Source organism: Rhizobium sp. RSm-3, assembly GCF_001854685.1.
GTDB classification, from domain to species: Bacteria; Pseudomonadota; Alphaproteobacteria; order Rhizobiales; family Rhizobiaceae; genus Rhizobium; species Rhizobium ecuadorense.
This window is the reverse complement of sequence record NZ_MAWZ01000007.1, coordinates 70,887-97,699: the sequence shown is the minus strand read 5'-3', so window position 1 is coordinate 97,699 and position 26,813 is coordinate 70,887. Positions and strand designations below refer to the sequence as shown.

Sequence of the window (26,813 nt, the reverse complement as noted above, 5' to 3'; positions counted from 1 at the left end):
GTCAGGCGTCGAGACTGGTGGGCAGCCCCGGCGGGCGCCGCTTTGCCGCCATCAACAGATCGAGTTCAGTGGCGGAGGGGCCAAACTTGTCGTAGAGGCGTTTTGCCTCCTTGTCATCCAACCGGTATTTCCTGGCAAATTCGCCAATGCTGTAGGGGCGGCCACGCAACACTCTTCGCGCCGGGGTCGCCGTATTCGGTGCGTCGGTCATGGGTTTCTCCTTTCATTCCCTGCGCTTTAAGTTAGAGCGATGGGGTCGATTGGAAAGAGCCGAAGGGCTGGAGCGGGCTTCCGGCATGGGTCGATCGGGCTGATTGCGGAACCTTCCTGCCGCTAGACGCATTGTCGAATCGAGGTAGCGGGCCGCGCCAAGCGGACGCGGCGGTGCTGGAGAACATCGGGATTTTTCCACTTTCTCCCGATGGCCAACGAAACGGCAGGCGAGCTCCCTACCCGCCCGGTCCGCTTCCTCATCCTGTTTTCCGAAATGAGATCACGAAATATTAAAATTTGGAACACCTGCGCCGGAGCGAGGTTTTTCCCCTCGAGGTCGACGTGGCCTCGTTCAAACCGAAGGAGAACCGGATGGCAAACCAAGGTGGAACCCATGAACAGCACGTCAAAGCCGGGCAGCAGAGTCACAAGAACGACGCCAATGCCCGCAGCTCCTCTTCAGGTGGCCGCGACGCGCAGTCCAGCGGATCCCGCGGCGGCAGCCATGAACAGCATGTAAAAGCTGGTCAACAGAGCCACAAGAACAGCCACTAAAGCTGTCTTGATATGAAAATTCGGCCCGCGCCTCCATTCCGGCGCGGGCTTTTTTTCGGCTTCTCAGGACAGACGCCGGCCGTCCTCACCGAATAGGTGCAGCACGGCGGGATCGAGATGGAGCGGCAGGCTGTCGCCGGATTTCATCCGCTGCTGGCCGGCAAAGACGGCGATCAGCTTCTTTCCACCTGCGTCGGCGTGGACCACGGTCTCCGAGCCCAGTTCCTCGACGAGGAGGATGCGGGTATCCAGCTTGCGAGCGTCAGTCCCATCGGCAAGGGTGATGTGCTGCGGGCGAATGCCGATGCTGACCCTCTCGCCGATCGGGCGTGAATCCCGGGCAATAACGGAAAGACGATGGCCGCCGACGGTTTCGACCTCGGTGAGATCGCCGTCATGGCCGATAATCGCGCCTTCCAGGAAATTCATATGCGGGGCGCCGATGAAGCCGGCGACGAAGCGGTTGGCCGGCCTGTTGTAAAGTTCCAGCGGCGTTCCCACCTGCTCGATCCGGCCGCCTCTCAGCACCACGATGCGGTTTGCCAGCGTCATCGCCTCGACCTGGTCATGGGTGACGTAGATCATCGTCGCCTTCAGGCGGGCGTGAAGGGCGGCGAGTTCGGCGCGCATGCTCACTCTCAACTCGGCGTCGAGATTGGACAATGGCTCGTCGAGCAGGAAGGCATCCGGGCGGCGGACAATGGCGCGGCCGATCGCGACGCGCTGGCGCTGGCCGCCGGAGAGCTGGCCGGGACGGCGCTGCAGGAAGGGCTCGATCTCCAGCATGCGGGCGGCGTCGGTGATGCGCGCTTCGATCTCGGCCTTGGCCACCTTGGTATTCTCGAGCCCAAAGGCCAGGTTTTCCCTGACGCTCATATGCGGATAGAGCGCATAGGACTGGAAGACCATGGCGAGGCCGCGGTCGGCGGCGCCGATCTCGGTGACATCCTTGCTGTCGATGGCGATGCTGCCGCCTGTCGGCTTGTCGAGGCCGGCGATCAGGCGCAGCAGCGTCGACTTCCCGCAGCCGGACGGACCGACGAAGGCGACGAACTCGCCGTCTTTGACCTCAAGCGAGACATCGCGGATGACCTCGACGGCGCCGAAATTCTTGACGATGTTCCTGAGCTCGAGCCCGCTCATGCACTCTCCTGTATTTTTAGCCTGGCCTATTTCAGGCCCGAGCCGGCGATGCCTGTGGTGATGAAGCGCTGCAGGAAGACGAAGATCAGCACGACGGGGATCATCGAAACGACGGTCATGGCGAGGATATAGTGCCATTGCACATTAAGCTCGCCGGCATAGACGTTGAGGCCGACCTGCAGCGTATAGAGTTCCTTGCGCGACAGCACGATCAGCGGCCAGAGGAAGTCGTTCCAGCGCCAGACGACCGAGAAGATCGCCAGCACCGCCAGCGCCGGCGCCGACAGCGGCAGGATGATGCGCCAGTAGATCTGCCATTCGCTGGCCTTGTCCATGCGCGCGGCGTCGATCAGCTCGTCGGGGATGGTCAGCATATATTGGCGCAGCAGGAACACGCCTGTCGGGGTGGCGACCGTCGGCAGGATGACGCCCCAGAGGCTGTCGAAGAGATTCAGGGTGCCGATGACGGAATAGAGCGGCACGACGATGACCGAGAGCGGCACCATCAGCGTCGCCAGGATCATCAGCATGACGGCGGTGCGGCCGGGGAACTGGTATTTCGACAGCGCGAAGGCGGCCATGGAATTGACGAGCAGCGTGATTGCCGTCGCGATGACTGTGACGAAGACGGAGTTGCGCAGGAACAGGAAGAAATCGAAGCGCTGGAACGGTTCGGTGTAATTGGCGGCGGCGAATTCGACCTTGCGCACCGGGGTGCGGTCCTTGATGTTCGCCTTGACGATTTCACCGGGCTGTTTCGGATCGACCATCTGGCCGATGATGCCGATGCGGCGGACTTCGGCGAGCACGCGGCTGCTGCCGTCCGGCATGGTGACGTTATAGAGCGGCAGCGGCTTGTCATAGCCCGGCACGACGGCCTGTTCGGTGACATAGGGCAGCAAGGACGGAGGGAACTCGGCAAGGGCGGCCGGCGTCTTGAAGGAGGAGAAAACCAGCCAGACGGCCGGGCCGAACATCAGGAAGACGCCCGAGATCAGCCAGATCCAGGTGACGACGTCCGTCCAATGCCAGCCGCGGCCGCGGCGGCGCAGCAGGAACGAGCCGACAGCGCTCATTGGCGTCTTCCCTTCTTCTCGTTGCGGCTGCTGGCGGCGAGCTGGATCAGTGTCAGAATGACGAGCACGATGCCCATCAGGATCGAGGCGGCCGAGGCAAGCCCCGGATTGCGCAGCGAACTGGCAAAGCCGGTCTCGTAAATATACTGGGTGATGTACATGGTGCTGGTGCCCGGGCCGCCGCCAGTGAGAACAAAGACCTCGTCGAAGATCTGCACAGCGCGGATCAGCGCCAGCACCAGGACGACGATGAGGTTCGGCATCAGGAGCGGCAGGGTGATGCGCCGGAAGATGCGGGTGGGGCTCGCCTTGTCCATCGCCGCCGCCTCATAGAGATCCCGCGGGATCGCCTGCAGGCCGGCAAGCAGGATCAGCGCGTAAAAGCCCATATGCGCCCAGACCGAGACGAAGACGGCGAAGAAGAAGGCCCAGAAACGATCGCTGAGCCAGGAGAAGGGTTCGAAGCCGAAAGGGCTCAGCGCGTAGTTCAGCAGGCCCTGGCGCTGCAGGATCCATTTCCAGATCAGGCCGACAACGACGGGCGACAGCAGCACCGGAAAGAAGAACACGGCGCGCCAGAAGCCGCGATTGGAAAGCTCGCGGTTGAGGATCAAAGCCGTCGCCAGTGCGGCGATCAGCATTGCCGTCACCTGGAAGACGACGAAGACGGCGGTGTTGCGCACGGCCGCCCAGAAGGTGTCGGCCGCGCAGGTCGAGGGATCGAGGTAGGAGTCGCAATCGAACAGGATGCGGTACTGGTCGGCGCCGACATAGGTCCTGTTCGGCAGGAAGATGGCGCCGCCGCTCGTCGTCGAATAGATGAAGTTGATGACCAGCGGCAGGAGTACGAAGACGGTGAAAATCAGCATGTTGGGCGCCAGGAAGACGCCCGCCATGCCGTTCAGCCCCGTCAGCTTCTGCCAGGCGCGCATGGGAATATCGACGATCCCCATCAGGAGCCGGATAGGCGCCGAGAGCGCCTGCCGCAGACCGGCTTTTGCCGGCGGTTCGGAAGAAACCGTCTTCTCCGCCATCTCTACGTCCGTCAGTTGGCGCCGACCTTGGCCTTGATGTCCTCGTCGATGCGGGCATAGGCGTCGTCGAGCTTCATTTCGCCGGCGATCACCTGGCTGATGCGGGCAACGATGGCGCTGTAATAGGCGTCCGACCACTTCCAGCCCGGCAGCTTCATCGCCGGCGCCGCCGTCTCACCGGCCGCCGCGACGAAGGCCTTCAGCGCCGCCTGCACATGCGGATTGTCGGTCTTGAAGTCCATCTGGCCTGAGGCGACGCCCTTATGCGCCGGAATAAACAGGCTGCGCTCGGCAAATTCCTTCTGCGCGTCGGCGCTCGCCAGGTAATCCATCACCTTGGCGACATCCTTGGGGTTCTTGGTATATTTGACGGCAACGAGACCGGCGCCGCCCTGCAAGCCGGTGCAGGCGGCCGTGCCGCAGGGGCTTCCCGCCATGACCCAGTCGAAACTGTCGCCGATCTTTTGGGCGAAGGCCGAGATCTGCCAGCTGCCCGAATAATAATAGGCAAGGCCGCCATTGATGAAGTCTTCGGCGGCGGCGCGATAGGTGGTGCCGGCAGCACTGACCCAGACATCCTTGTTGATCGTGCCGTCCTCGTTCCACTTGACGAAGCGGCTGAGGAACTCCTTGGCGCCCTGATCGATCGGCGCCGGCTTGCCGTCGGCGGCGATGTAGTTGGCGCCGTAGGAGATATTCGGGCCGGAGACGCGGTGGCCGGAGCGGTCGATCGCCATGGCGAAGACTTTCTGGCTGTCGGCGACCTTCCTGGCGGCGGTGGCCCAGTCATCCCAAGTGGCTTTCGGGCCGGGAATTTCGACGCCGGCCTGCTCGAACAGCGTCTTGTTGACGAAACCGCCGGTCAGCGTCAGCTGCGTCATGAAACCGGTGATGGCGTTCGAGCCGTCAGGCCGCATCCAGTCGGCCTGGGCGCCGAAATTGTCGTCCCAATATTTCGCATCGGCGAGCAGCGGGCGAAGATCGAGCCAGTGCTGGGCCTGCGCCTTCAGATTGGTGACGCGGGCGATGTCAGGCCCCTTCCCGGCTTCGAGCTGCACCGGCAGCTGTTCCTTGACGACGTCGTAGGAGACCTCGTCGAGGATGACGTTGACATCGGGATTGGCCTTGGAGAAGCGCGCCAGCAGGTCCTTGACGACAGCGCCTTCGCCGCCGTCGGAATACCACATGATGCGCACGTCGCCGGCATGGGCGGCAACGGAACTCAAAAGAACCGCGGCAAAGGCCGCGCCGATCGATTTCATTCTGGTCATTTTCTCCTCCTCTTGACCGATGAAGTCCTACAGCGCCGCGCGTCTTTTCAGACGCGCAAAGGACGCTGTAACACTCTGAATTGCTGCATAATTTTATCCTTAAATCGATTCCGATTTAAGGAATTATGCAGTGGGCCCGGTCGGTCCTCCACCTGCCCGGGCACGTCGTCTACGAAGCGGCGCGCCGAGGCTGCCTGCCTGACATCTCAAGATGTACCGCGTCTCCCCGCACCGACCAGTCCGACGGCCGAAGAATACGGCCTTCGGCGCGCACGGTGCCGTCCTCTTCGAAGACGACCTGGCCATAATCCGGATCGATGACGATCAATGCGCCCTCATTGTCGCGGTCAGCTGCGAGCGTGGCGAAACGTGCCCGCATGCCGTCAAGGCCGCCTTCGCGCCCGCGATCGGAGAGACGGACGATCCAGCGGCCCTTACGGCCGGCGAGGCGCAGTTCGACGTCCGTCGTCGGGCCATGCTTCACCGGCTCCAACGGCCCGTTGCCGATCAGCATCGCAAGGCCATTGCCGGAACGGGCGAGCGCCACATTGCCCTCGATCATCGTGTCGTCGAAGGCTTCGAGCGGGAACCAGGCATGGGTGAAATCCGGCTGACCCTCGTGGATATCGAAATCGAGGATGGCGAGATCGCGATATTGATGGACGCGCGGCAGCGTTCCGCAGCCGCCCCAGAAACTCGGCCGGCCGTAACCGAACTGGATGGTTTCGCCGGGATGGTTGATCCAGACCTGCGCTTCCGGCCGGTCGCCGAGCCGCAAGTGCAGCACCGTCTCCTGATATCCCCAGGCACCGGGGCGATAATGGGCGATGGTGCCGAGGGCGGTATCGCGTGTCTTGTAGTGATAGAGGGCGGCAAAACGGTTTTCGCCTTGCGAAAAGGTCCACTCCTGCGCGTCGTCGGCGTCATGCGCGGCAATCGCGGCAAGCGCCTCGGGGAACTGCAGGCCGTGATCGCGGATGCAGACGGCAAGCTGCGGCAAAGCGTGGACGCGCCGGCCATACCAGCCGCGGCCCCAGAGCAGCCGGGCGATACCAGACAGCTCGACCGAGCGGCCGGGGCGTAGCGTGTGTTCATAGGAGCGGCCCTGGCTGCCGGTCAGCATGCCGTGATGGGCCGAACGGGCAACGATCTCCATCAGGCGGACGATGCTGGCATTCGCCCGGGCGCGGATCGTCTCATCAGGCGCGCAGGCGGCAAGCGCCGTCAGGCCCTTGAGGTCGATCGGGAAATAGGGAACGGAATTCCACTCGGCCATTTCCCAGCGCTCGAAATGATCGAGCCAGGCGCGGACACGCTCTTCGCCGACCTTCATCTGCTCCGCGCCGGTGCGGCCGGAGCGGACGAAGACGGAATTGGGGAAAAGCCTGCCGCCGAGATAGGCGGCGGTGTGGAAGAGCAGCGCGTGGTTTTCGGAAAAATACCACTGAACGTCGTTGCCCGGCTCATCCATCCAATAGCGGTAATTGAGAACCGCATGCTCGATCCTCTGCCGCAGATCTTGCGACAGCAGATCGCTCCAGCGGGTATAGGCAAAGAGCAGCGGCACCAGCACGAAATCGGCGCAGTCGTGACAATCCTCGATGACGGGCAGCATGGCCGAGATCATCGCCTCGGTCTGCTCGCCGCCCTGCCCCAGGGCGAGGCGCGCGAAAGCGCAGACCGTATCGGGCTCGGAATGGGCGGCGACTTCGGCAAGCGCCTCGGCGACCCGATCTTCCAGCGCAGCCGGCGCCGGCCCCTGGCGCTGGGGATGACAGATCTCGACGCCGAGCGTGCGGCCGAGCGAAAATTCGCCTGTTTTGAAGGTGATGCGAAAATGGCGGAAATCGGCGGGCATTTCAGCCGAGGTACCGAGTTCGAGCCTGGTCGCGCCTTTCTCCAACGCGAAGTCATAATCGAAGCGCTCGACCGACATGAAGTCGCCCTCGATCTCGACATGGCAGGTCAACGCCACCGGCAGCGGCGCGGGAAACAGGATCGTCACGTCTTCGCCGAGATAGGCGGTGCGGTCGAAGCGCATGCCTTCGAGGATCGCCTCCAACCCGTTCGCCACATCGGCGGCGATCGGAACGGGAACCGATGTTTCGACTTCCGGCCCGTCGAGATAATCCAGCTGGAAATAGAAGCGGGCGTCGCGTTCGGCCAAATCGTCGAAATAGATGCGGATTTCGTTGAGGCCCGCCGAAAGTTCGACCTCGAAAAGCTGCTGGGCTTCCAGATTGCGCTCATAGGGCGCCATGAAGCCCTGCTCGCGGCCATTGACGAAGAGGATCGCGCCGCCGCAGGTCGACAGGCGAAGTCTGGCAGGTCCGGTCGAGCCGGCATCGAGGAAGGTGCGCGCCCAGCAGCCGATGCGGGTCGGGCGAAACCAGAAGCCGGAGAGATCGACACGCGGCGACGCAAAGGGCAGCCACCAGCGGACGGGTTCGAATTCGGCGGTCGGTTGCGGTCTTTGGGCGGAGAAGGATTTTTTGAATTCGGTGCGGCAGGGATATTCGTGCGGGATGAAGTTCTTCGTCTTGGTGACAAAGAAAAACGGATCCATCCTGCCTTCCATCGGCCGGTCGGCGACGTCGTAGCGCGCCTGCGAGAGGTGGCCGAGCTGCCAATAGACGATCGGGCTCTGCTTGCCGGTGGCGCGGCGAAGATGGGATTTCTCAGCGGTCATGCTTCAGCTCGTTCGAGCCGCGAGATGTCGGAAACACCGACGCGTGGACTGGCCGTCAAACCGCATCTTCAAAGCCTCCCTGCTCTGTCGCTTGTCGCGGACTCCTCTTGGCCAATTGTGCATAGGCATTCCATTTGCGCAATCTGAAAGATTTTTGCATAAAGGCATGGGAGCGAGGAGAACGACATGGTGGCGGAGGAGAAAAAAGGCAGGCGCACGCGTCTCGACGATATCGCCGCCCGATGCGGCGTCTCGATCAGCACGGTGTCGCGGGCGCTCGCCGGCGAAAAGGGTGTGAGGCCCGAGATTCGCAAGCTGGTGCTGGAAACGGCAAGTGCGGTCAGCTACGCCCTGCCGGCCAGCGTCGCCGGCAAGAAGGTCATGCTCGTCGCCTCCGGCGCGGCGATGATCGATTATGTCCGCAACCAGTTCACGCTCTATGTGCTCGAAGGATTGAATGCGCGCGCGGCCGCTCTCGGCATCGAGATGGCGATGCGTCCGGTCGCCGACAAGGCCGATGAAGCCCGTGTCATCGCCGAGATGCGGGATGATCCAAGCTTCGGCGGCATGCTCATCCTGACCGTCGACGAGGAAGATATGCTGGCCGCCGCCGCCGGTCTCGGAAAGCCCGTGGTGCTCGTCAATAGCGACGATCCCTATATGCGGCTTTCCAGCGTGACGCCCTGCAACCGCTCGGCCGCCTTCATCGCCGCCGAGCACCTGATCAAGGCGGGGCACGAACGCATCCTGTTCATGCTGCGGCCGGGACGACGAACGATCGAGCGGCGTCTGGAGGGCTGGCGCGATGCCCTGCAGCATCACGGGCTGAAGGCCGATGCCGATCTGGTGCTCGAGGTCGACGACTGGCTGCCGGAATTGGGCGCCGAGGCGATCACCCACCTCGTCCGCGACAAGGGCCTTTCCTTCACCGCTATCCTGACGGCGGGCGACAGCCTTGCCAGCGGCGCCGTACGCGGATTGCAGGCGATGGGTTATGCCGTGCCGCAGGACATCTCCGTCATGGGCATCGACGACCTGCCGCAATCGGCCTTTCTCAATCCGCCACTGTCGACCGTGCATATTCCGATGCGCGAACTCGGCGCCACCGCGCTCGATCTCTTGCGCGACATGATGCTCGGCCTGGCCACGCCGCGGCGGCGTGTGGAGCTTTCCTGCCATCTCGTCGAAAGGGGTAGTGTGGCGGTGGTCAGCGGCGCAACAGCGCGAAATTTCAGGCCTCGATGAAGCTCGCTTCGAACAGTTCGCGTGCATAGGCATCATGGGTGATGCCGGCCTGCAGATCCTGTTTGGTCAGTTCGTCGACAAAGCCGCCGTTCTTCATGATCAGCACCCGGTCACACATATGGGCGATAACCGCGAGGTCGTGGCTGACGAGCAGATAGGTCAGCCCCTTTTCCTCGCGCTGATCGGCCAGCAGGTTGAGGATTTCGGCCTGAACGGAGACGTCGAGCGCCGATGTCGGCTCGTCGAGCAGCAGGATCGGCGGCGACAGGATCAGCGCCCGGGCGATCGCCACGCGCTGCCTCTGGCCACCGGAAAGCTCATGCGGGAAACGATTGGCAAAGCTTGCCGGCAGGCCGATCTGGATCAAGGCCTTTTCGACCTTCGACCAGATCTCCGAATGACGCATGGCGCGCAGCGGCTCGGCGAGCGCGGTGCCGATGCGATGACGCGGATGCAGGGAGCCGTAGGGATCCTGAAAGACCATCTGGGCAAATTTCAGCTCCTCGCGGGAGCGATGCTTGCCGATCGGTCTGCCGCCAAGCTCGATCTGCCCGGTCCAGCCGGTCTCCATTCCGGCGAGGCAACGCAGCACCGTCGATTTGCCGCAGCCGGATTCACCGACAATGCCGAGCGTCTCCCCTTGCCTGACCTCAAAACTGATGCCTTTGACGACATGGTTGCTGGATTTGCCCGAGGCAAAGACGACATCGAGGTCGCGGACATTGATCATTGCGCCGTCTCCAGATCGAGTTTTGCCCTGTCGAGAACCGCAAGCCGGCGGACCGGGTTCTTCGGGTCGGGCAGCGCGGCTATCAGCCCGCGGGTATAGGGATGGCGGGCTTCTTCGAGGCTGCTAAGCGTCTCGACGATGCGGCCGGCATACATGACGATGATGCGCTCGCAGAAGGCCGCCACCATGCGAATGTCGTGGCTGATCAACAGCAAGCCGGAATTGTTCTCGCGCACCAGTTCATCGAGCAACAGCAGCACGTCCTTGCGGACGCTGACATCGAGCGCCGAAGTCGGTTCGTCGGCAATGACAAGCTTCGGCCGCGCCAGCAACATCATGGCGATCATCACGCGCTGGCCCATGCCGCCGGATATCTGGTGGGGATAAAGCGCCATGACCCGGTCCGGATCACTGATGCGCACACGCTCCAGCATGGCGCGGGCGGCATCGAGCGCTTGGGCCTTGCCGAGACCGAGGTGAAGACGTGCAGCCTCGGCGATCTGCTTGCCGATCGAGAGCACCGGATTCAGCGAATAACGCGGATCCTGCATGATCAGCGCGATGTCCTTGCCGCGAAGCGCGCCCATCTGCCGCTCGCTCTTGGATAGCAACGGATCGCCACCGAGGTCCAGGCGTTCGGCGGTGACGACCGCTGCCGGCGGCAGCAGCCGCATGATGGCGCGGCCCGTCGTCGATTTGCCGGAACCGGATTCTCCGACGATGCCGACCCGTTCGCGCCCGACGTCGAAACTGACATTGGAGACGGCGGGCACGGCGCCGCGCCCGAAGCGGACGCTCAATCCTTTGACGGAGAGAACGGGTTGAAGATCACGATCATTCATTTCACGATCTGGCATGGCGGGGATCCAGAATGTCGCGCAGAGCATCTCCGGCGATGTTGAAGGCAAGGCTGGTGAGAAGGATGGCGATACCCGGCATGACGGCGACCCACCAGTAATCCAGCATGAATTTCCGGCCGTTGGAGATCATCGCGCCCCATTCCGGCGCCGGCGGCTGCGCGCCGAGGCCGAGGAAACCGAGTGAGGCCGCCGTCAGGATGATGCCGGCCATGTTGAGGGTCAGACGAACGATCACCGAGGGAACGCACATCGGCGCGATATAGAGGAGAAGGATGCGGATCGGCGAAGCGCCGTAAAGGCGGGCGGCGACGACATAGTCGGCGTTTCTGACGACAAGCGCCTCGGCGCGCGCCAGCCTGGCAATCGGCGGCCAGGCGGTCAGCGAGATGGCGATGATAGCCGTGGTCAGGCCGGCGCCGAGTGCTGCCGCAAAAGCCAGTGCCAGGATCAGCGACGGGAAGGACAGGACGATATCGGTGGCGCGCATCAGCAGCGCGTCAGTGCGCCCGCCGAAGAAGCCGGCGACGACGCCGATCAGCAGGCCGATCGGACCGACGATCAGGGAGATCGACAGCACGGTCTGGATGGTGATGCGCGTGCCGAAGATCAGGCGGCTCAGAATGTCGCGGCCGAATTCGTCGGTGCCGGCCCAATGCGCCAGGCTCGGGGCCTGCAGGGCATCGCCGAGCGACTGCACGACCGGATCATAAGGCGCCAGAAGCGGTGCGAAGACCGCGATCAGGCACAGCAGGCCGAGGATGACGAAGCCGGCAAGGCCGAGCGGCTCGGCCGCCAATTTGCGGCCGGCGCGCGCAAACGACGCGGCGACGCGGGTCGCGACACTTGGCGGGCGGATCTGAATGTCGGCGTGGATAGCGTCGCTCATCGGGCCGCCTCCCGCATGCGCGGATCGAAGACGGCGTAAGCGACGTCGGCGAGGAAGTTTAACAGCATGAAGATGAATCCCACGATGATGGTGCCGGCCACGATGGCGTTCATGTCGCCGATCATGAGGGCGTTCGTCATGTATTGGCCGATGCCCGGCCAGGAGAAGACGATCTCGGTGACGACGGCGCCTTCAAGCAGTCCGCCATAGGAAATGGCGAGGATGGTGATCAGTTGCACCGCAATATTCGGCAGCACGTGACGCCAGATCGTGCCGAAAGGGCTGACACCCTTGGCGCGGGCCGCGATGACATAGTCCTGGCTCAACTGCTCCAGGGTGAAGCTGCGTGTCATGCGGGTGATATAGGCCATCGCCGCATAGGCGAGGATGATGGCCGGCAGAATGATGTGGCCAAGTGCATTCCAGAAGATTTCCGTCTCGCCCTGCAGCAGGCTGTCGATCAGCAGCAGGCCGGTCTGCGGCGTGACGAGGCCTTCGTAGAAGACATCGATCCTTCCAGGTCCGCCGACCCAGTTGAGGCCGGCATAGAAGATGACGAGCCCGACGATGCCGAACCAGAAGACGGGGATCGAATGCCCGACGAGCGCCACCACCCGGGCTATCTTGTCGATGAAGCTGTCGCGAAACAAAGCCGCGACCAGGCCGAGCGGCACGCCGACGAATGTCGAGATGATCACCGCCAGCGTCGCCAGTTCGAATGTCGCCGGAAACGCCTGGGCGAGGTCTGAGGAGACCGGATTGCCGGTAAGAACGGCAGTGCCGAAATCACCATGCGCCAGCCCGTTCAGATAGAGGAAAAACTGCTGGTAGATCGGCAGGTCGAGCCCCAGGCGGGCCCGCATCGCCGCATAGGCGGCGGGATCGGCGAGTTCACCGACGATCGCGCCGACCGGATCGGTGGGCAGAACGCGGCCGATCACGAAGGTGACGCAGAGGAGAATGAACAGGCTGACCAGCAAATGCGCCAGGCGTCGGCCGAATTCGGCTACGGAGAGTTCCTTCATGATCGGCTGCCCTCTCGAGTCTTACTGGGTTTCGACCTTGGTCACGTTCTCGAGACGCGTCATTTGAGACGGATGTCCGACATATCCCTGGACCCTGCCGGTCAGGACGATCGGCTCAAAGCGCTCGAACATCGGCAGCACCGCCGGCTTCTGTTCGACGAACAGCTTCTGCATCTGAACGTAGAGTTCGCCGCGCTTCTTGGCGTCCGGTTCCATCGATGCCTTTGCGGTCAGGGCTGTCAGCTCGGGAATGTCCCAGGCCGAGCGCCAGACGAAATTGCCGGCATTGTTGGCCTCTTTCGAATTGTCGGGATTGGAGGAAAACTGCTCCATAGAGCCGAGCACGTTCGGCATGTAGGCGCTGGTCTGCGGGATCAGCAGATCGAAATCCCGGGCGCGATGGGCGGCGATGATTTCCGAACCGTTGCCCTGCTGGATGTCGATCTTGATGCCCACCTGGGCAAGTGAAGCCTGGATGGCGGTGGCAAGATCGATGCGCGGCGTTTGCGCAATGGTCTTCAGCGTCAGCGAGAAGCCGTCCTTGAAACCCGCCTCGCTCAGCAGCTGCTTGGACTTTTCGACATTGAGCTGCCAATCCGGGCTCGGGATCGCATATTCGAAGTTCTCCGGAACGGGAACGGTTCTCGCCCGTCCGTAAGGACCCATGATCGTCTTCTCGATGCCCTTGTAGTCGATGCCGTAGGCAATTGCCTCGCGGACTTTGGGGTTGGAGAGGTACTGGTTGCCCGCATTCATCGACAGCACGTAGAAGCCGCCTGTCGGAATGCGCTGGATGGCGAAGCCCTGCTTGGCCTGGAATGTCGCGAGATCGGAGGCCGTGAGCGCACTGGCAATATCGATATCGCCGCGCTCCAGCATCAGCCGCTCGACCTGGCTTTCCGGCACATGGCGAACGATGACGCGCTTCATCTTCGGCGCGCCGGTCATATAGGCCTTGTTGGCGTCGAGAATGACCAGTTCGTTCGGAGACCAGCGGTTGAGGGTGAACGGACCGGAACCGGCCGAATGCGTCCGCATCCAGGCATTGCCGTAGTCATTGTCGACAGCGTGGCTTTCGACCTCGACGCTGTCGACTACGCTGGTGGTGGTCGTCGTCAGCCGGTAGAGCAGAAGCTCCGCCGTCACCTGGTCGGAAAGATCGATGCGCACCGTCTGGTCGTCGACCGCCTTGACGAGCTTATCGACATTGTTCTTGTCGTAGCCGACGCGCTTGAGGTTGGCGGCTGCGGCCTGATCCATCTTCAACAGCCGCGCCAGCGAATAGACGACGTCCTTCGAGGTGACCGGATTGCCGGAGGCGAAATTGGCCTTGCGCAGCGTGAATGTGATGCCCTTGTCGTCGACCTTCCAGCTTTCCGCCAGCTGCGGAAGGATCTTACCATCAGCCGTGCTGGCGACCAGCCGATCGTAAAGATTCGACATGATCTCGACGGCTTTGCCTTCGGTCGCCTGTTGCGGATCGAGGGACAGAACCTGCGCCAGCGACGTCCCGATCACCAGCTGGTCCTGCGGCGTCGCAGCCTGCAACTGCGGTGCTGCTATCGTGAGGGCGCCGAAAACGGCGCCGACGAACAGGCCTTTAGAAAAATGCTTCATTGTCACTCCTCCGTGGATTACTATAGAAGACATATTATGTCGCCCGTATGTCGTATTATGATCTATCGAAGTCTGATACGGTTGACAAGGCCCGAGCGGGAGACTTGAGTGCAAAGGGATTGGGGAATGAAAAAATGACGACACTCAGCCGTGGGCGAGAAAGACTGGCGCAGCAGGTCATCGATCAGCTGCGGGCGCAGATCGAGACGGGCAAGCTGCGCGTCGGCGATCAGCTGCCGACCGAGCCGCAGCTTGAAGCGACCTTCGGCGTCAGCCGCACCGTGGTACGCGAGGCGATCGCCGATCTGAGGTCGGCCGGCTTCGTCAAACCGATCCAGGGCAAAGGGGTATTTGTCGCGGATCCGAAATCTCAATCGGTCCTGCCATTGACGCCGGTGGAAATCAAAAGCATCCCGGAAACCCTTGAATTGCTGGAGTTTCGCATGGCGGCCGAGGGTGAAGCGGCGGCGATTGCCGCCTATCGCCGCACCGCCGAGCAGGAAGCCGCCATCCGTGAGGCCAACCGCCGTATGGCGAACCTGATCGAAACCGGACAGCAAACGGTGGAGGCGGATTACGCCTTCCATATGGCGATCGCCGCCGCCACCAACAACCGATTCTATGTCGATGTCCTGCGCCAATTCGGCCCCAAATCAATCCCCCGCGGCCAGTTTCCGACGCTGCCCGAAGCCAATGACCGCGACTACCTGCAGAAGGTCTATGCCGAACATGTCGAAATCCTCTCGGCCATCGCCGATCAGGATCCGGATCGCGCCCGCCAGGCGATGCGCGCGCATATGATGGCGAGCCAACGCCGCTACCGGATGCTCGCCGAGCAGCAATAGGGCTCGACTCTCTTCAAAATTCATATTATGTCATATGACATTGTGTAATTTCGAAAGAGACTCAAATGTATCTGGGAACACAGGTCGCCGCGCGGGACGACGACGATTATCGCATCTTCGCGCAACTGGGTGTGAAGCATATCAACGCCGACCCGCCGGGAGAACCGAGCAGTTGGACGCTTTCCGACCTCGAGCGCCATCGCGACAAGGTCGAAAGCTTCGGCCTGATCCTCGACATGATCCAGCTGCCGCTGCCCTCGCAGCCGATCGAGAAAGCGTCCTATCCGGATATATTGCTCGCCGGCCCGGAGCGCGACAGGCAGATCGACGCCGTCTGCAAGCTGATCGAAGATACCGCGGCGGCCGGCATTCCGGCGGTCAAATATAATCTCAACCTGATCGGCATTCCCCGCACGCCCGATGAACCGGGACGCGGCGGCTCGATGAATGCCAGCTTCCGCTGGGACAAGACGGATCAGCTGGCAGCGCCCGGTCTTGCCGGGGTGCTCTCCGAAGACGAAAATTGGGAACGGATCGACTATTTCCTCGAACGCGTCGTGCCGGTCGCTGCAAGCAACCGCGTCAGGCTCGCCTGCCATCCGCACGATCCCTATACGCCGCCGGGCTTTCGCGGCGTAACCCGCGTGCTCGGCACCGTCGAAGGCCTGAAGAAATTCGTGCTGATGCGGGAAAACCCTTATCACGGCCTCAACTTCTGCCAGGGCTCGATCGGCGAGATGCTGGAAAATCCCGGCAAGGAGATCGACGACGTCATTCGCTGGTTCGGCGAGCGCAACAAGATCTTCAATGTTCACTTCCGCAACATCCGCGGCGGCAAGCTCTCCTTCATGGAGACCTTCCCCGACGAGGGCGACATGGACATGGTCCGCTCGGCCAGGATCTACAAGGAAGTCGGCTTCAAATACATGCTGATGCCCGACCACGTGCCGACCGTCAGCGGCAAGGACCCTTCCGCCACCGCTTTTGCCTACTGCTACGGCTATATCGCTGCCCTTCTGCAGACGCTCGAAAGCGCCTGAGACGGCCAATTTTCAACAGCTAAGGAACAGGACTTTCATGATGAACCCGATTGAATTGAAGAAGGCCGTCGGTAGTGGTCTCCTCTCGTTTCCGGTGACGCATTTCGACGATCAGCTCACATTCGACGAGGCGAAGTACCGCCGTCATGTCGAATGGCTTTCGGGGTATGATGCCGCCGCCCTGTTTGCCGCTGGCGGCACGGGGGAGTTCTTCTCCCTCAATCCGGCCGAGATTCCGCAGGTCGTCCACGCTGCCAAGGCCTCGGCCGGCAAGACGCCGATCATCTCGGGCACCGGCTACGGCACGTCGCTCGCCATCGAAATCGCCAAGGCGGCCGAAAAGGCGGGCGCCGACGGGCTGCTGCTTTTGCCGCCCTACCTGATGTTTGCCGAACAGGCCGGCCTGATCGCCCATGTCAAGGCGGTATGCCAATCGGTCGGCATCGGCGTCATCGTCTATAACCGCGACAACGCCGTCCTGACGGCCGAAAGCATCGCCCGGCTCGCCGAGGAATGCCCGAACCTGATCGGCTTCAAGGACGGCGTCGGCGATGTCGACAAGGTGATCGAGATCACCACTCTGCTGGGCGACCGTCTCGTCTATGTCGGCGGCATGCCGACCCATGAAGTCTACGCCCAAGCCTATTTCGCCGCCGGCGTAACCACCTATTCCTCGGCCGTCTTCAACTTCGTGCCGGCGCTGGCCCAGCGCTTTTACGGCGCCTTGCGCACCGGCGACCAAGCAACCGTCGACGAGATCCTGAAGAGCTTCTTCTTCCCCTTCGTCGCCCTGCGCAACCGCAAGAAGGGCTATGCCGTCTCGATCATCAAGGCGGGCCTGCGCGTCCTCGGCCAGAATCCCGGCCCCGTTCGTCCGCCGCTGACGGATCTGACCCAGGAAGAGCTGACGCTCTTGGAAAAGATCGTCCAGGCCAACGGCGTCGAACGGATCGCCGCGGAGTAATCGCCGACCGAGGACCGCGGGAATGCCTGCTGCGCCCTCTCGATTCCCTCTTCTCCCCTCGGGGAGAAGAGGATGCGCCGCACCCTCTCCGTTCCCTAGAGCCTTTCCTGGTTAGATTGAAGCATTCTGCCGGAGCAGGTTTTCGTCAGGGCAGAGGCGATTGGCGAAGGGCATACCCCTTGGTACGTCCGAGCCGATCGCCTCTGATCCTGGCGGAAAGATGCCCGGCCCACCGGCCGCACCGCTTCGCCGTGGCGAAGCGATCAGTGCGTCCGGCGATTCCCAAGTCTTGCAGATTTGCCAGGCAAATCTGCGGGAGGGTTGGCTGAAACGGGCCGGCTGATCGACCGGCCGGCTTGGCCGTAGAGCTGGGCTACGACGCGCGCCGGCCGGTCGACCATCCGACTCCGTTTGAGCCAACAGAATGCTTCAATCTAACCAGGAAAGGCTCTAGCAGACTAAACCGCGCCTACAGCGCCACCCCGCTGCCGCGGTCGAAGACATGCACCTGGTCGCTGGCGATGCTTGCCTCGAACACGGCGCCGTAGCGGGCGGGGTATTCGCCGTCGACGATCGCCGTCACCTGCTGTCCGGCGAGATCGAAGACGACATGGGTCTGGGCGCCTGTGGGTTCCACCAGCATGGTGCGGCCGGCGAGCGGCGTGCCGGCCGACAGGCCGGGAACGAGATGTTCGGGGCGCAGGCCGACGGTGACAGCCTGGCCGCGCCTGACCCTGCGGTCGGGCGCGATGCGGATTGCCGTGCCGTCTTCAAGGCGAGCGGCCGGTTCGCCGTTTTGACCCTCCACCGTGCCCTCCAGCATATTCATCGCCGGCGAGCCGATGAAGGCGGCGACGAAGAGATTGGCGGGCTTCCGGTAAAGTTCGAGCGGCGTGCCCTGCTGCTCCACCCTGCCCTGGTTGAGCACGACGATGCGGTCGGCGAGCGTCATCGCTTCGATCTGGTCATGGGTGACATAGATCGACGTCGTCTTCACCTTCTGGTGCAGCGTCTTGATCTCCGAGCGCATCTGCACGCGGAGTTTCGCATCGAGGTTGGAGAGCGGCTCGTCGAACAGGAAGACGGCCGGATTGCGCACGACGGCGCGGCCCATGGCGACGCGCTGGCGCTGACCGCCGGAAAGCTGGGCCGGCTTGCGGTCGAGCAGCTGGGCGAGATCGAGCATGCGGGCGGCCTCGGCGACGCGGATCTCGATCTGCGGCTTGGCGACGCCGGCGAGCTTCAGGTTGAAACCCATGTTTTCAGCGACCGTCATATGCGGATAGAGCGCGTAGGACTGGAAGACCATGGCGATGTTGCGCTCGCGCGGCGTCATGGCGTTGACGATATTGCCGCCGATCGCGATCTCGCCATCGGTAATCTCCTCGAGGCCGGCGATCATCCGTAGCAGTGTCGATTTTCCGCAGCCGGACGGGCCGACGAGGGCGACGAATTCGCCATCCTCGATATGAAGCGAAATGCCGTGGATGACGTCGACGGCGCCATAGGCCTTAGTTACATCGTGCAGTGAAACGGATGCCATGATTGCAGCTCCAAGGGTTCGGCTCAGGACTTGACGGCGCCGGCGGTCAAGCCGGCAATGATGTGCCGCTGGGCGACGAAAAAGACGATGATCGTCGGCAGGATGGTGAGCGTGATGAAGGCCAGCACTAGCTGCCACTCCGTGCCGTACTCGCCGCGATAGACCATGATGCCGAGCGGCCAGGGATATTTGGATTCCGAGTTCAGCATGATCAGCGGCAGGATGTAGCTGTTCCAGCTGCCGACGAAGGAGATGATGCTGACGGTGGCGACGATCGGCCGCGAAAGCGGCAGCGAGATATGCCAGAAGAATCTCATATAACCGCAGCCGTCGACGAAGGCCGCCTGAAACAATTCTTCCGGAAGGTTGCGAAAATAGTTTCTAAACAAAAGGATGCTCATGCCGAGGCCGAAGGCCACCTGCGGCAGCACCACACCCCAATAGGTGTTCAGCAGGCCGAGATCGCGGATGCGGATGAACAGCGGCAGGATCGCGGTCGCCGCCGGAAACATCAGCCCGAGCAGGAAATAGTTGAGCAGGAAGGACGATCCGAAAAAGCGGACATGGGCGAAGGCGAAGGCGGCCATCGACGAGACGATCAGCGTCAGGAGCACGGTGAGCGCCGCAATGATCAGCGAATTGCCGATCTGCAGCCAGTAGCGTTCGCCGAAGAGGATGTCGGTATAATTCGCCCACTGCCACTCCGTCGGCAGACCGAAGGGATTGGTGCGCAGGTCGCCCAGCGTCTTGAAGCCGCCAAGCGCCGTCGTCAGCAGCGGGATCAGCACGATCGCGGCGATCAGGCTCAGCGACACATAGAGATAGATGCGTGTCGAGGTGCGCATGCGGATGGAAGAGCTCATGTCAGTCATGGCGCATGAAGATCCTTTTGTAACCGAAGGCGAGCGTGACGCAGATGATGAAGAGCACGACGCCGACGGCGCTGCCGAGACCGACCTGCATGCGCATGACGCCATAGGTGTAGAGGAAGGTGACCATCGTCTGCGTCGAATTGGACGGGCCGCCGCCGGTCAGCGGCATGATCATGTCGAAGAGCTGCAGCGAGCCGACGACGGCGAAGAAGATCGACAGGCGCAAGGTCGAGCCGAGCAGCGGTAGCGTGACGTAGCGGAACTTCTGCCAGCCGGTGGCGCCGTCGATTTCGGCCGCCTCGAGCACGCTCTTGTCGACCGATTGCAGACCGGCGATGAACAGCATCATGTGAAAGCCGAAATATTTCCAGACGATGACGCCGAGCACGGCGTAGATCGCCACGTCCTTGTCGGCGAGCACGTAAGGATTGGCGAAGCCGAAGAAGTTGGAAATGGCGGCAAACAGGCCGTAATCGCCGTCATAGACGAAGCGCCAGATCAGGCCGGCGGCAACGTCTGCCAGTACATAGGGCAGGAAGAAGATCAGGCGGTAGCCGACGACGCCGGGAATGCGGTGGGCGAGCATGGTGGCAAGCCAGATGGCGAGCGGCACCTGGATGCAGATCGAGATGACGATAATCAGGCCGTTATTGAGCAGCGCCTGGGTGAAAGCCGCATTGCGGAACAGAACCTGGAAATTGCGGAGCGCGATGAATTCGGTCGGCGTGCCGTAGCCGTTCCACTTGTAGAGGCTGTACCAGGCCGCCTCGCCCATCGGCATGATGACGAAAAGCGTGAAGAGCAGCAGCGCCGGCGGCAGAAAGAGCAAGAGCACCTTCAGCCGGTCATGGGCGACCGAGCTCCTGCTGTTTGCCGCTCTTCGGGCCGGCCGTGCGGAAGTCGTTATCGATGGAACTGAAATATCGGCCATGGGTCCTGCTTTCGTTCGTCGGCAGCAATGCCGGCGCCCCGTTTGATCGGGAGCGCCGGGAAGGCTCTGCGGGCGCTGGTTATTGTTCCAGCTCGAAAGCGTCCTGGATCATCTGGGCGCCGTCCTTGGAATTCATCTGGCCGGAGACGATTTCCACCGAGACGTCGTTGACGACACGGCCGACGGCCGCACCGAGATCCTGGTCGAAGAAGTTCTGATGCCAGGTCGAACCGGCAAGCTGTTTGGCCGATTCGGAAAGCAGCGGGTTGACGACGCCGTCATCGGCGCCGACGGCAACGGGAAGCAACATGCCTGATTTGGCCATCGCCCGCTCGTTCTCGGCGCTGGTCAGGAAGGCGAGGAAATCGATCGCCTCCTTGGAGGCCTTCTTGGTGACGGCCCAGCCGTTCAGACCGCCGAGCGTATCGGTCGGCTTGCCGGCGCCGCCATCAACGGTCGGGAAGACAAAACGGCCGATATTGTCGGGCGCCAGGCCCTTGCCGTCGCCGGCATTCTTGCGCTGGTTGGCCTCGGTGGCTTCAAAGCCGAGGATCATCGCCGCCTTGCCGTCGCCGAAGACACCGAGCGTCTGCGGCCAGGTCGCGCCGAGATAGCCGGGCTGGAAAGGTTCGAGCTTGCCGAGTTCGGCGAGGTCGTCACCGGCTTTGATGATGGCGGGATCGAGGAAACCTTCGCCCTCGCCGTTCTTGGCCGCTTCGAAGACCTTCTGGCCGCCTTCGCGCATGACGAGATAGCTCCAGTAAAAATGGATCGGCCATTTCTCGCCGCCGCCGCCGGCAATCGGCACGATGCCGGCCGCCTTGATCTTCTTCACTGTGGCGAGAAAATCGGTCCAGCTCTTGATGTCTTCGGCCTTGACGCCAGCCTTGGCGAATAGCGCCTTGTTGTAGAAAAAGCTGACCAGACCGACCTTGTAGGGAATGGCCCAGGTCTTGCCCTCAAAGGTCAGGCCATCGACCGAAGCCGGGGTATAGGCCTTGCGCAGCTTGCCGCCATCGGCATCGAGGGCTGCCGTCACATCCTGCAGCGCGCCGGTCTCGGACTGCTGCTTCAACACGCCGCCGCCCCAACTGAAAAAGAAATCCGGCACGTCGTCGGATTGCAGCAGCGTGGGAAGCTTGGCCTTGAAAGCCTCGTTTTCGAGGAACTGCATCTGGATATCGACGTCGGGATGCTGGGCTTCGTATTTCTTGACGATGTCTTCCCAAGCCGCGACGTTTTTCGGGTCGAGCTCAAGATGCAGCCACTTGACCACCGTCGTCGCCGAGGCAGCACCGGCTCCTGCCAGCAACATGCCGGCTGCCGCGGCCATGGATACGATGCGCCTGCCGCCGAAAGCGGCGTTCTTTAGCATAAAATTCATGATTTCCTCCCAGGGGACCTATCCTCACAATTTTTCCCCAATGCGGATTAATTCAACGGAGCTTGCGCCGGATGTCAACCCAATTGCCGCTATTTTTCCCAAAAGCGCTTGACAGCCTCACGGGATTGCCTGCTATTTATTTCGTAACCCGTTAAAAATATTGGGTTCCGCCCAACGAACGATGCCGGCTAGTTTTTCATGAAGACCGCAGATCCAGAATTGATGCGCGCGATCAATCGCTTGAACGTGCTCGATACCATCCGGCGCCATGGTCCGATCTCGCGCATCGAGATCAGCGAACGCACCGAACTTTCCACAACCACCGTTTCCGCCATTACTGCTTCGCTGCTCGACGACGGGCTGATCCTGCCGCGCCACGAAGGCGACATCCGTAACGAGGCGGTGCGCGGACGGCCGCGCGTGGCACTCGAGCTAAATCCCGACGCCGCCCGCGTCGTCGGCGGCAAGATTGCGGCGAACCGGATGGTCTTCGTCGTCACCAATTTCCGCGGCGACGTGCTGTCGAAGCTCGCCTTGCCAATCCGCCTCGACCGGCAGCCGATCGGTGTCATCGCCGATCTGGTCGAGGACGGGGTCAGGCGTTGCGTCGTCGATGCCGGGCTGTCGCTTGAGGATGTCGACAGCGTCTGCCTCGGTTTTCCCGGGGTCATCGAGCACCGCACCGGCTACATCAGAAGCAGCCCGATCTTCCGCGACACCAATGTCGATTTCGCCGCCGAGATGTCGACCCGGCTGTCGACGTCGACCATTGTCGAAAGCGACGCGCATGCCATCACGCTCGGCCATCACTGGTTCGGGAAAGCGCGCGATCTCGAGGATATGGTGTTGATTTCGTTGGAACAGACGCTGGGGCTCGGCGTGCTGCACGGCAACCGCCTGTTCCGCGGCGCCGGCGGCCTCAGCCATAATCTCGGTGACCTGGTGCTCGGCATGGGACCGAACGGCATCGTGCGGCTGTTCAGCCAAGCCGGCGAAAGCGCCATTCTCGGCGAACAGCAGGCCGACGGGCGTTTTGCCGAAGCGATCCGGCTCGGCCGCGGCATGACCCACGCCCAGGCCCTGATCAAGGCCGACGACGACCGGCTGATCGGCGCCGCCATCCGCGCCGGCGAAGCGGTGGGGCTGACCATCGCCAATATCGTCACGCTGTTTGCGCCACCGCGCGTCATCCTGGTGGGATCGAGTCTCGCGCTCGGCGAGCCATTCCTGAACAGCCTGTGCGATGCCTATGCGCTCGCCATTCCGCCTTCGCTGAAGGGGGTGAGCGAACTCGTCTTCGACGATTCGAGCGACGACTTCTGGGCGCAGGGTGCGGCTGCCGTGGCGCTCTACGAACTCTACGAATCGCCCTGGAGCACGACCGGGCCGGCGCTCTGACGGGCGTCACAATCACGATCATATGGAGGAACTCATGGAAAGAGTCGGTATCGGCATCATTGGATGCGGCAATATTTCGGGCGCCTATCTCAGGGCGATGGCATCCTTTCCCATTCTCGATATCCGCGGCGTCGCCGACCTCAACCGGGAACTGGCGGAAGCCAAGGCTAAGGAATTCAACGTTCCGGCCAAAACGGTCGAGGAGCTATTTGCCGACCCGAAGGTCGAGATCATCGTCAATCTGACGATCCCCAAGGCCCATGTCGCGGTGGCGCTGCAGGCGCTCGAGGCCGGCAAACATACCTATTCGGAAAAACCGCTCGGGATTAATTTCGCAGAAGGGAAAAAATTGGCCGAGGCGGCCAAGGCCAGAAATCTCCGCATCGGTGCTGCCCCCGACACCTTTCTCGGCGGCGGCCATCAGACGGCGCGTGCGCTGATTGATCAGGGCGTCATCGGCCAGCCGGTCGGCGGCTCGGCGAGCTTCATGTGCCCGGGCCATGAGCGCTGGCATCCGAACCCGGCCTTCTATTACGAAGTCGGCGGCGGGCCGATGCTCGACATGGGTCCCTATTACATCACCGATCTCGTCAATCTTCTCGGGCCGGTCGCTCAAGTGGCGGGCTTTGCGACGACGCCGCGCGCCGAACGGTTGATCACCAGCGAGCCGCGCAACGGCGAGCGCATTCCCGTGCATGTGCCGACCCATGTCGCCGGGATGATGGCATTTGCGAGCGGCGCCGTCGTTCAGATCGCCATGAGCTTCGATGTCGCCGGCCACAAACATGTGCCGCTCGAGGTCTACGGCACCGAGGGCACCCTGATCGTGCCCGATCCCAACAAATTCGAAGGCCCTGTCGAATATCTGCGGAAGGGCGGCCAATTCGAGGATCAGCCGCTCACATCTCCCTATGCCGATGGCAATTACCGCTCGCTCGGCGTCGCCGACATGGCGCATGCGATCCGCTCCAACCGGCCGCATCGCGCCAATGGCGATCTGGCGCTGCATGTGCTGGAGGTCATGGAAGCATTCCACACCGCGTCTGCGACCGGACGGACGGTGCCGATATCAACGGCGGTGGAGCGCCCTGCCCCCTTATCGCAATCCATCGTCGACGGACGGCTGGCGAAATAAATTCAGGAGGAAAGACTATGCGTGAAGCACTGATCGTCTGGGGCGGCTGGAGCGGCCACGAGCCGCAGGAATGCGCCGAAGTCATCAAGACCATGCTCGAGGAGGACGGCTTCAAGGTCTATCTCGAACACGGCACCGAGGCGCTTGCCGACCCTTCCGTCCACGATCTCAGCCTCGTCGTGCCGATCATGACGATGTCGAAGATCGAGAAGGAGGAGGTCAAGAACCTCGCCGCCGCCATCGAGAGCGGCGTCGGCATCGCCGGTTATCACGGCGGCGCGGGCGATGCCTTCCGCGACTCCGTCGACTACCAGTTCATCATCGGCGGCCAGTGGGTGGCCCACCCGGGCAACATCATCGACTATACCGTCAACATTACCCGGCCTGACGATCCGCTGGTGGAGGGTATTGCCGATTTCCCCTATACTTCGGAGCAATATTACATGCATGTCGACCCCTCGAACGAGGTTCTAGCGACGACCAAATTCACCGGCGAGCACGCCTACTGGATCGACGGCGTCGTCATGCCCGTCGTCTGGAAGCGCAAATACGGCAAGGGCCGCGTCTTCTATTCCTCGCTCGGCCACCAGGCCAAGGAATTCGACGTGCCGGAGATGAAGACCATCTTCCGCCGCGGCGCCAATTGGGCGGCGCGGTAGGGGCAAAATTGGACCCCAAAGATGCCCCTCACCCTAACCCTCTCCCCGTAAAACGGGGAGAGGGGACGTGCCCTGCGAGAGGCTGCGGGGAACGGAGAGGTCGCGGCATATCCCCTTCGCCCCGCGCGCGGGGAGAAGGTGCAGGCAGGCGGATGAGGGGCAGGCCGCAATCTCAGCGCAGAATCAACGCCGTCCCGTAAAGTCCCAATGCAAACACCGTATGCGCCAGCAGATTGAAGCACCGGACCTTGTTCGGGGTCGGATGTTTGGAAGCGGCCCAGCCGATGCCGAGGCCGGGCTGGAGCAGGAACCACCCTGCCCCGACGGTAAGAATGCCGAAGATCCAGGCAGGCAGAAATGTCGGAGCGGCAAGCCAGCCCTGCCCCATGATGAGTGCAAAGATCACGCCGTAGAGAATGCCGACGGCATAATGGCTGAACCAGCCGAGCCCCAGTTCATGCTCATAGGGTTCGGCATCGGCAATGCTGTCGTGAAAGACCTTTCCGCGGCCGAGATGCCAGAACCAGCGGCCGACCGGGGCCCAGTTGGGCGGCGTCTGGCCGAAAACCTTGGTGAGCACGATCGCCCAGAGGTCCATCAGGATGGTTGCGCCGGCGCCGATCGCCAGGCCGCGCCACAGAATATCGAACATTGGGAATCACCGGAGAGCGTTGAATTGCGGAGGCGCCAGCAAACCATTGCAGACGCGTCGGCGCAATGGCTCCGTTGAATTCCTCCCGCATCCAGGGATCATGCGACGGTGCCTCCCGCCCTCTGGGCGGCCGTCGTTGCGGCATCATCCGCAAAAAGGCATCGGTGCGGGCGCAAATTGATGCTTTTCGCGTGCCGCGATATTTCCTACTCACTGTCGAAACGGCAATGAGAGGCGCGGCGATGGCAATGCCATTTTACTGGAACGAACTGAACAGCTCCGATTTCGCCGGACTTTCGCCCGACACGACCATTGCCATCCTGCCGATCGCCTCGACCGAACAGCACGGCCCGCACCTGCCGATCGCGACCGATGTGGCGATCGCCAACGGCATGTTGGCCGAACTGCGGAAACAGAAGCCCGACGACCTTGATTTCCTGGTGCTGCCGACGCAGGAGATCGGCAAGGCGAACGAACATATTTACGGGCCGGGAACGCTGTCGCTCGGCGCGGAGCTGCTCATTCCCGTCTGGACGGCGATCGGCGCCAAGGTTGCCGAAGCCGGCATCCGCAAGTTGGTCATCGTCAATTCGCATGGCGGCAATGTCGACATCATGAGCATCGTCGCGCGCGAGTTGCGCGTTCGCTATCAGATGGCCGTGATCTCGACGCAATGGGGCCGCTTCGGTCATCCCGACGGCATGATCAGCGAAGACGAGTTAAAATACGGCATCCATGGCGGCGAGGTCGAGACCTCGCTGATGCTCCATTTCCGCCCCGATCTGGTGCGGATGGACAAGGCGCAGAATTTCACCTCCAAGGCCGAATGGATGCGCGGACAATCGAGATATATCCAGCCGCTGCCGCCGCATTCGCTTGCCTGGATCGCCCACGACCTCAATCCGCACGGCGTCGTCGGCGACGCCTCGCGCGGAACGGTGGAGAAAGGCGAAGCGATCTGCCGCCATCAGGTTAAGGGCTTCATCGAGTTGCTGTCCGACCTGAAGCGCTATCCGCTTTCCAGCCTCTATTCACGATAACGCCGG

The 26,813-nt window shown here is 62.3% G+C and carries 25 protein-coding genes; 9 read left to right on the top strand and 16 right to left on the bottom strand.

What is annotated here, in order from left to right; all coding sequences use genetic code 11:
* Position 1 precedes the first annotated feature (1 nt).
* Positions 2-211 carry a hypothetical protein gene (locus tag BBJ66_RS09920; protein WP_003586528.1) on the bottom strand — a complete coding sequence of 70 codons (210 nt, stop codon included), beginning with the start codon at positions 209-211 and terminating at the stop codon, positions 2-4.
* A 374-nt stretch (positions 212-585) separates the two neighbouring features.
* Between BBJ66_RS09920 and BBJ66_RS09915 the strand changes: the two genes are divergently transcribed.
* The gene (locus BBJ66_RS09915) at positions 586-768 is read left to right on the top strand and encodes a hypothetical protein (RefSeq protein WP_071086825.1); all 183 of its coding nucleotides are present in this window, start codon (positions 586-588) and stop codon (positions 766-768) included.
* 63 nt (positions 769-831) lie between these two features.
* Here the strand turns inward: BBJ66_RS09915 and BBJ66_RS09910 are convergent, their stop codons facing one another.
* From BBJ66_RS09910 to BBJ66_RS09890, 5 genes are all read right to left on the bottom strand, one after another.
* Positions 832-1,911, bottom strand: a complete 1,080-nt coding sequence (locus BBJ66_RS09910; protein WP_071086727.1) for an ABC transporter ATP-binding protein — start codon at positions 1,909-1,911, stop codon at positions 832-834.
* Between the two features lie 26 nt (positions 1,912-1,937).
* Entirely contained in the window at positions 1,938-2,987 is a 1,050-nt protein-coding gene (locus BBJ66_RS09905; protein ID WP_071086726.1) for a carbohydrate ABC transporter permease, read from the bottom strand.
* A complete protein-coding gene (locus tag BBJ66_RS09900) occupies positions 2,984-4,021 on the bottom strand; it encodes a carbohydrate ABC transporter permease (protein WP_071086724.1) in 1,038 nt (345 codons plus the stop codon). Before BBJ66_RS09900 ends, BBJ66_RS09905 begins: the two co-directional genes overlap by 4 nt.
* Positions 4,022-4,032: 11 nt before the next feature.
* Positions 4,033-5,292: an ABC transporter substrate-binding protein gene (locus tag BBJ66_RS09895; protein WP_071086722.1), complete on the bottom strand. Its 1,260-nt coding sequence runs from the start codon at positions 5,290-5,292 to the stop codon at positions 4,033-4,035.
* Positions 5,293-5,461: 169 nt separating this feature from the next.
* Positions 5,462-7,981, bottom strand: coding sequence for a hypothetical protein (locus BBJ66_RS09890; RefSeq protein ID WP_071086720.1), 2,520 nt, complete (start codon positions 7,979-7,981; stop codon positions 5,462-5,464).
* Between the two features lie 186 nt (positions 7,982-8,167).
* On the opposite strand from BBJ66_RS09890, the gene BBJ66_RS09885 reads away from it, so the two are divergent.
* Positions 8,168-9,226 carry a LacI family DNA-binding transcriptional regulator gene (locus BBJ66_RS09885; RefSeq protein WP_071086718.1) on the top strand — a complete coding sequence of 353 codons (1,059 nt, stop codon included), beginning with the start codon at positions 8,168-8,170 and terminating at the stop codon, positions 9,224-9,226.
* Here BBJ66_RS09885 and BBJ66_RS09880 read toward each other — a convergent pair.
* The 5 genes from BBJ66_RS09880 to BBJ66_RS09860 are packed head-to-tail and all read right to left on the bottom strand — an operon-like array spanning position 9,213 to position 14,344.
* Positions 9,213-9,956 carry an ABC transporter ATP-binding protein gene (locus BBJ66_RS09880; RefSeq protein WP_071086716.1) on the bottom strand — a complete coding sequence of 248 codons (744 nt, stop codon included), beginning with the start codon at positions 9,954-9,956 and terminating at the stop codon, positions 9,213-9,215. The two genes, BBJ66_RS09885 and BBJ66_RS09880, sit on opposite strands and share 14 nt — an antisense overlap.
* Positions 9,953-10,798: an ABC transporter ATP-binding protein gene (locus tag BBJ66_RS09875; RefSeq protein ID WP_049735535.1), complete on the bottom strand. Its 846-nt coding sequence runs from the start codon at positions 10,796-10,798 to the stop codon at positions 9,953-9,955. Before BBJ66_RS09875 ends, BBJ66_RS09880 begins: the two co-directional genes overlap by 4 nt.
* Before the next feature lies 1 nt (position 10,799).
* Complete coding sequence (locus BBJ66_RS09870) at positions 10,800-11,702, bottom strand: ABC transporter permease (RefSeq protein WP_071086715.1); 903 nt, start codon at positions 11,700-11,702, stop codon at positions 10,800-10,802.
* The gene (locus BBJ66_RS09865) at positions 11,699-12,727 is read right to left on the bottom strand and encodes an ABC transporter permease (protein WP_054183148.1); all 1,029 of its coding nucleotides are present in this window, start codon (positions 12,725-12,727) and stop codon (positions 11,699-11,701) included. The genes BBJ66_RS09870 and BBJ66_RS09865 overlap by 4 nt, the downstream gene beginning before the upstream one ends.
* Positions 12,728-12,748: 21 nt before the next feature.
* Complete coding sequence (locus tag BBJ66_RS09860; RefSeq protein ID WP_049735538.1) at positions 12,749-14,344, bottom strand: ABC transporter substrate-binding protein; 1,596 nt, start codon at positions 14,342-14,344, stop codon at positions 12,749-12,751.
* A gap of 134 nt (positions 14,345-14,478) precedes the next feature.
* Here BBJ66_RS09860 and BBJ66_RS09855 point away from each other — a divergent pair, with 134 nt between their 5' ends.
* From BBJ66_RS09855 to kdgD, 3 genes are all read left to right on the top strand, one after another.
* Positions 14,479-15,189: a FadR/GntR family transcriptional regulator gene (locus tag BBJ66_RS09855; protein WP_049735539.1), complete on the top strand. Its 711-nt coding sequence runs from the start codon at positions 14,479-14,481 to the stop codon at positions 15,187-15,189.
* A 65-nt stretch (positions 15,190-15,254) separates the two neighbouring features.
* Positions 15,255-16,229: a mannonate dehydratase gene (locus BBJ66_RS09850; RefSeq protein ID WP_071086713.1), complete on the top strand. Its 975-nt coding sequence runs from the start codon at positions 15,255-15,257 to the stop codon at positions 16,227-16,229.
* 37 nt (positions 16,230-16,266) lie between these two features.
* A complete protein-coding gene (gene kdgD, locus BBJ66_RS09845; RefSeq protein WP_071086711.1) occupies positions 16,267-17,193 on the top strand; it encodes a 5-dehydro-4-deoxyglucarate dehydratase in 927 nt (308 codons plus the stop codon).
* 469 nt (positions 17,194-17,662) lie between these two features.
* On the opposite strand, the gene BBJ66_RS09840 is transcribed toward kdgD, so the two are convergent.
* From BBJ66_RS09840 to BBJ66_RS09825, 4 genes are all read right to left on the bottom strand, one after another.
* Positions 17,663-18,736, bottom strand: a complete 1,074-nt coding sequence (locus tag BBJ66_RS09840) for an ABC transporter ATP-binding protein (RefSeq protein ID WP_071086709.1) — start codon at positions 18,734-18,736, stop codon at positions 17,663-17,665.
* A gap of 23 nt (positions 18,737-18,759) precedes the next feature.
* Positions 18,760-19,608 (bottom strand): carbohydrate ABC transporter permease, encoded by an 849-nt coding sequence (locus BBJ66_RS09835; RefSeq protein ID WP_049735543.1) that lies wholly within the window; start codon positions 19,606-19,608, stop codon positions 18,760-18,762.
* Positions 19,601-20,539, bottom strand: a complete 939-nt coding sequence (locus BBJ66_RS09830; protein ID WP_071086707.1) for a carbohydrate ABC transporter permease — start codon at positions 20,537-20,539, stop codon at positions 19,601-19,603. The genes BBJ66_RS09835 and BBJ66_RS09830 overlap by 8 nt, the downstream gene beginning before the upstream one ends.
* 79 nt (positions 20,540-20,618) lie before the next feature.
* On the bottom strand, positions 20,619-21,923 hold the full coding sequence (locus tag BBJ66_RS09825; RefSeq protein WP_071086704.1) for an extracellular solute-binding protein: 1,305 nt from the start codon (positions 21,921-21,923) through the stop codon (positions 20,619-20,621).
* Between the two features lie 198 nt (positions 21,924-22,121).
* Here BBJ66_RS09825 and BBJ66_RS09820 point away from each other — a divergent pair, with 198 nt between their 5' ends.
* From BBJ66_RS09820 to BBJ66_RS09810, 3 genes are read left to right on the top strand one after another with little or no spacing between them, the layout of a single operon-like run.
* On the top strand, positions 22,122-23,321 hold the full coding sequence (locus tag BBJ66_RS09820) for an ROK family transcriptional regulator (protein WP_071086702.1): 1,200 nt from the start codon (positions 22,122-22,124) through the stop codon (positions 23,319-23,321).
* A 34-nt stretch (positions 23,322-23,355) separates the two neighbouring features.
* Complete coding sequence (locus BBJ66_RS09815) at positions 23,356-24,456, top strand: Gfo/Idh/MocA family protein (RefSeq protein WP_071086700.1); 1,101 nt, start codon at positions 23,356-23,358, stop codon at positions 24,454-24,456.
* Positions 24,457-24,473: 17 nt separating this feature from the next.
* On the top strand, positions 24,474-25,115 hold the full coding sequence (locus BBJ66_RS09810) for a ThuA domain-containing protein (RefSeq protein WP_071086698.1): 642 nt from the start codon (positions 24,474-24,476) through the stop codon (positions 25,113-25,115).
* A gap of 172 nt (positions 25,116-25,287) precedes the next feature.
* On the opposite strand, the gene BBJ66_RS09805 is transcribed toward BBJ66_RS09810, so the two are convergent.
* A complete protein-coding gene (locus BBJ66_RS09805; protein WP_071086695.1) occupies positions 25,288-25,767 on the bottom strand; it encodes a DUF2938 domain-containing protein in 480 nt (159 codons plus the stop codon).
* 242 nt (positions 25,768-26,009) lie between these two features.
* On the opposite strand from BBJ66_RS09805, the gene BBJ66_RS09800 reads away from it, so the two are divergent.
* A complete protein-coding gene (locus BBJ66_RS09800) occupies positions 26,010-26,807 on the top strand; it encodes a creatininase family protein (protein WP_071086693.1) in 798 nt (265 codons plus the stop codon).
* Positions 26,808-26,813 lie beyond the last annotated feature (6 nt).

What these genes read in the sequence shown, in the direction of transcription:
- BBJ66_RS09920 (WP_003586528.1), bottom strand. Translation starts at nt 211, where the DNA reads ATGACCGACGCACCGAATACGGCGACCCCGGCGCGAAGAGTGTTGCGT.
- BBJ66_RS09915 (WP_071086825.1), top strand. Translation starts at nt 586, where the DNA reads ATGGCAAACCAAGGTGGAACCCATGAACAGCACGTCAAAGCCGGGCAG.
- BBJ66_RS09910 (WP_071086727.1), bottom strand. Translation starts at nt 1,911, where the DNA reads ATGAGCGGGCTCGAGCTCAGGAACATCGTCAAGAATTTCGGCGCCGTC.
- BBJ66_RS09905 (WP_071086726.1), bottom strand. Translation starts at nt 2,987, where the DNA reads ATGAGCGCTGTCGGCTCGTTCCTGCTGCGCCGCCGCGGCCGCGGCTGG.
- BBJ66_RS09900 (WP_071086724.1), bottom strand. Translation starts at nt 4,021, where the DNA reads ATGGCGGAGAAGACGGTTTCTTCCGAACCGCCGGCAAAAGCCGGTCTG.
- BBJ66_RS09895 (WP_071086722.1), bottom strand. Translation starts at nt 5,292, where the DNA reads ATGACCAGAATGAAATCGATCGGCGCGGCCTTTGCCGCGGTTCTTTTG.
- BBJ66_RS09890 (WP_071086720.1), bottom strand. Translation starts at nt 7,981, where the DNA reads ATGACCGCTGAGAAATCCCATCTTCGCCGCGCCACCGGCAAGCAGAGC.
- BBJ66_RS09885 (WP_071086718.1), top strand. Translation starts at nt 8,168, where the DNA reads ATGGTGGCGGAGGAGAAAAAAGGCAGGCGCACGCGTCTCGACGATATC.
- BBJ66_RS09880 (WP_071086716.1), bottom strand. Translation starts at nt 9,956, where the DNA reads ATGATCAATGTCCGCGACCTCGATGTCGTCTTTGCCTCGGGCAAATCC.
- BBJ66_RS09875 (WP_049735535.1), bottom strand. Translation starts at nt 10,798, where the DNA reads ATGAATGATCGTGATCTTCAACCCGTTCTCTCCGTCAAAGGATTGAGC.
- BBJ66_RS09870 (WP_071086715.1), bottom strand. Translation starts at nt 11,702, where the DNA reads ATGAGCGACGCTATCCACGCCGACATTCAGATCCGCCCGCCAAGTGTC.
- BBJ66_RS09865 (WP_054183148.1), bottom strand. Translation starts at nt 12,727, where the DNA reads ATGAAGGAACTCTCCGTAGCCGAATTCGGCCGACGCCTGGCGCATTTG.
- BBJ66_RS09860 (WP_049735538.1), bottom strand. Translation starts at nt 14,344, where the DNA reads ATGAAGCATTTTTCTAAAGGCCTGTTCGTCGGCGCCGTTTTCGGCGCC.
- BBJ66_RS09855 (WP_049735539.1), top strand. Translation starts at nt 14,479, where the DNA reads ATGACGACACTCAGCCGTGGGCGAGAAAGACTGGCGCAGCAGGTCATC.
- BBJ66_RS09850 (WP_071086713.1), top strand. Translation starts at nt 15,255, where the DNA reads ATGTATCTGGGAACACAGGTCGCCGCGCGGGACGACGACGATTATCGC.
- kdgD (WP_071086711.1), top strand. Translation starts at nt 16,267, where the DNA reads ATGATGAACCCGATTGAATTGAAGAAGGCCGTCGGTAGTGGTCTCCTC.
- BBJ66_RS09840 (WP_071086709.1), bottom strand. Translation starts at nt 18,736, where the DNA reads ATGGCATCCGTTTCACTGCACGATGTAACTAAGGCCTATGGCGCCGTC.
- BBJ66_RS09835 (WP_049735543.1), bottom strand. Translation starts at nt 19,608, where the DNA reads ATGACTGACATGAGCTCTTCCATCCGCATGCGCACCTCGACACGCATC.
- BBJ66_RS09830 (WP_071086707.1), bottom strand. Translation starts at nt 20,539, where the DNA reads ATGGCCGATATTTCAGTTCCATCGATAACGACTTCCGCACGGCCGGCC.
- BBJ66_RS09825 (WP_071086704.1), bottom strand. Translation starts at nt 21,923, where the DNA reads ATGAATTTTATGCTAAAGAACGCCGCTTTCGGCGGCAGGCGCATCGTA.
- BBJ66_RS09820 (WP_071086702.1), top strand. Translation starts at nt 22,122, where the DNA reads ATGAAGACCGCAGATCCAGAATTGATGCGCGCGATCAATCGCTTGAAC.
- BBJ66_RS09815 (WP_071086700.1), top strand. Translation starts at nt 23,356, where the DNA reads ATGGAAAGAGTCGGTATCGGCATCATTGGATGCGGCAATATTTCGGGC.
- BBJ66_RS09810 (WP_071086698.1), top strand. Translation starts at nt 24,474, where the DNA reads ATGCGTGAAGCACTGATCGTCTGGGGCGGCTGGAGCGGCCACGAGCCG.
- BBJ66_RS09805 (WP_071086695.1), bottom strand. Translation starts at nt 25,767, where the DNA reads ATGTTCGATATTCTGTGGCGCGGCCTGGCGATCGGCGCCGGCGCAACC.
- BBJ66_RS09800 (WP_071086693.1), top strand. Translation starts at nt 26,010, where the DNA reads ATGGCAATGCCATTTTACTGGAACGAACTGAACAGCTCCGATTTCGCC.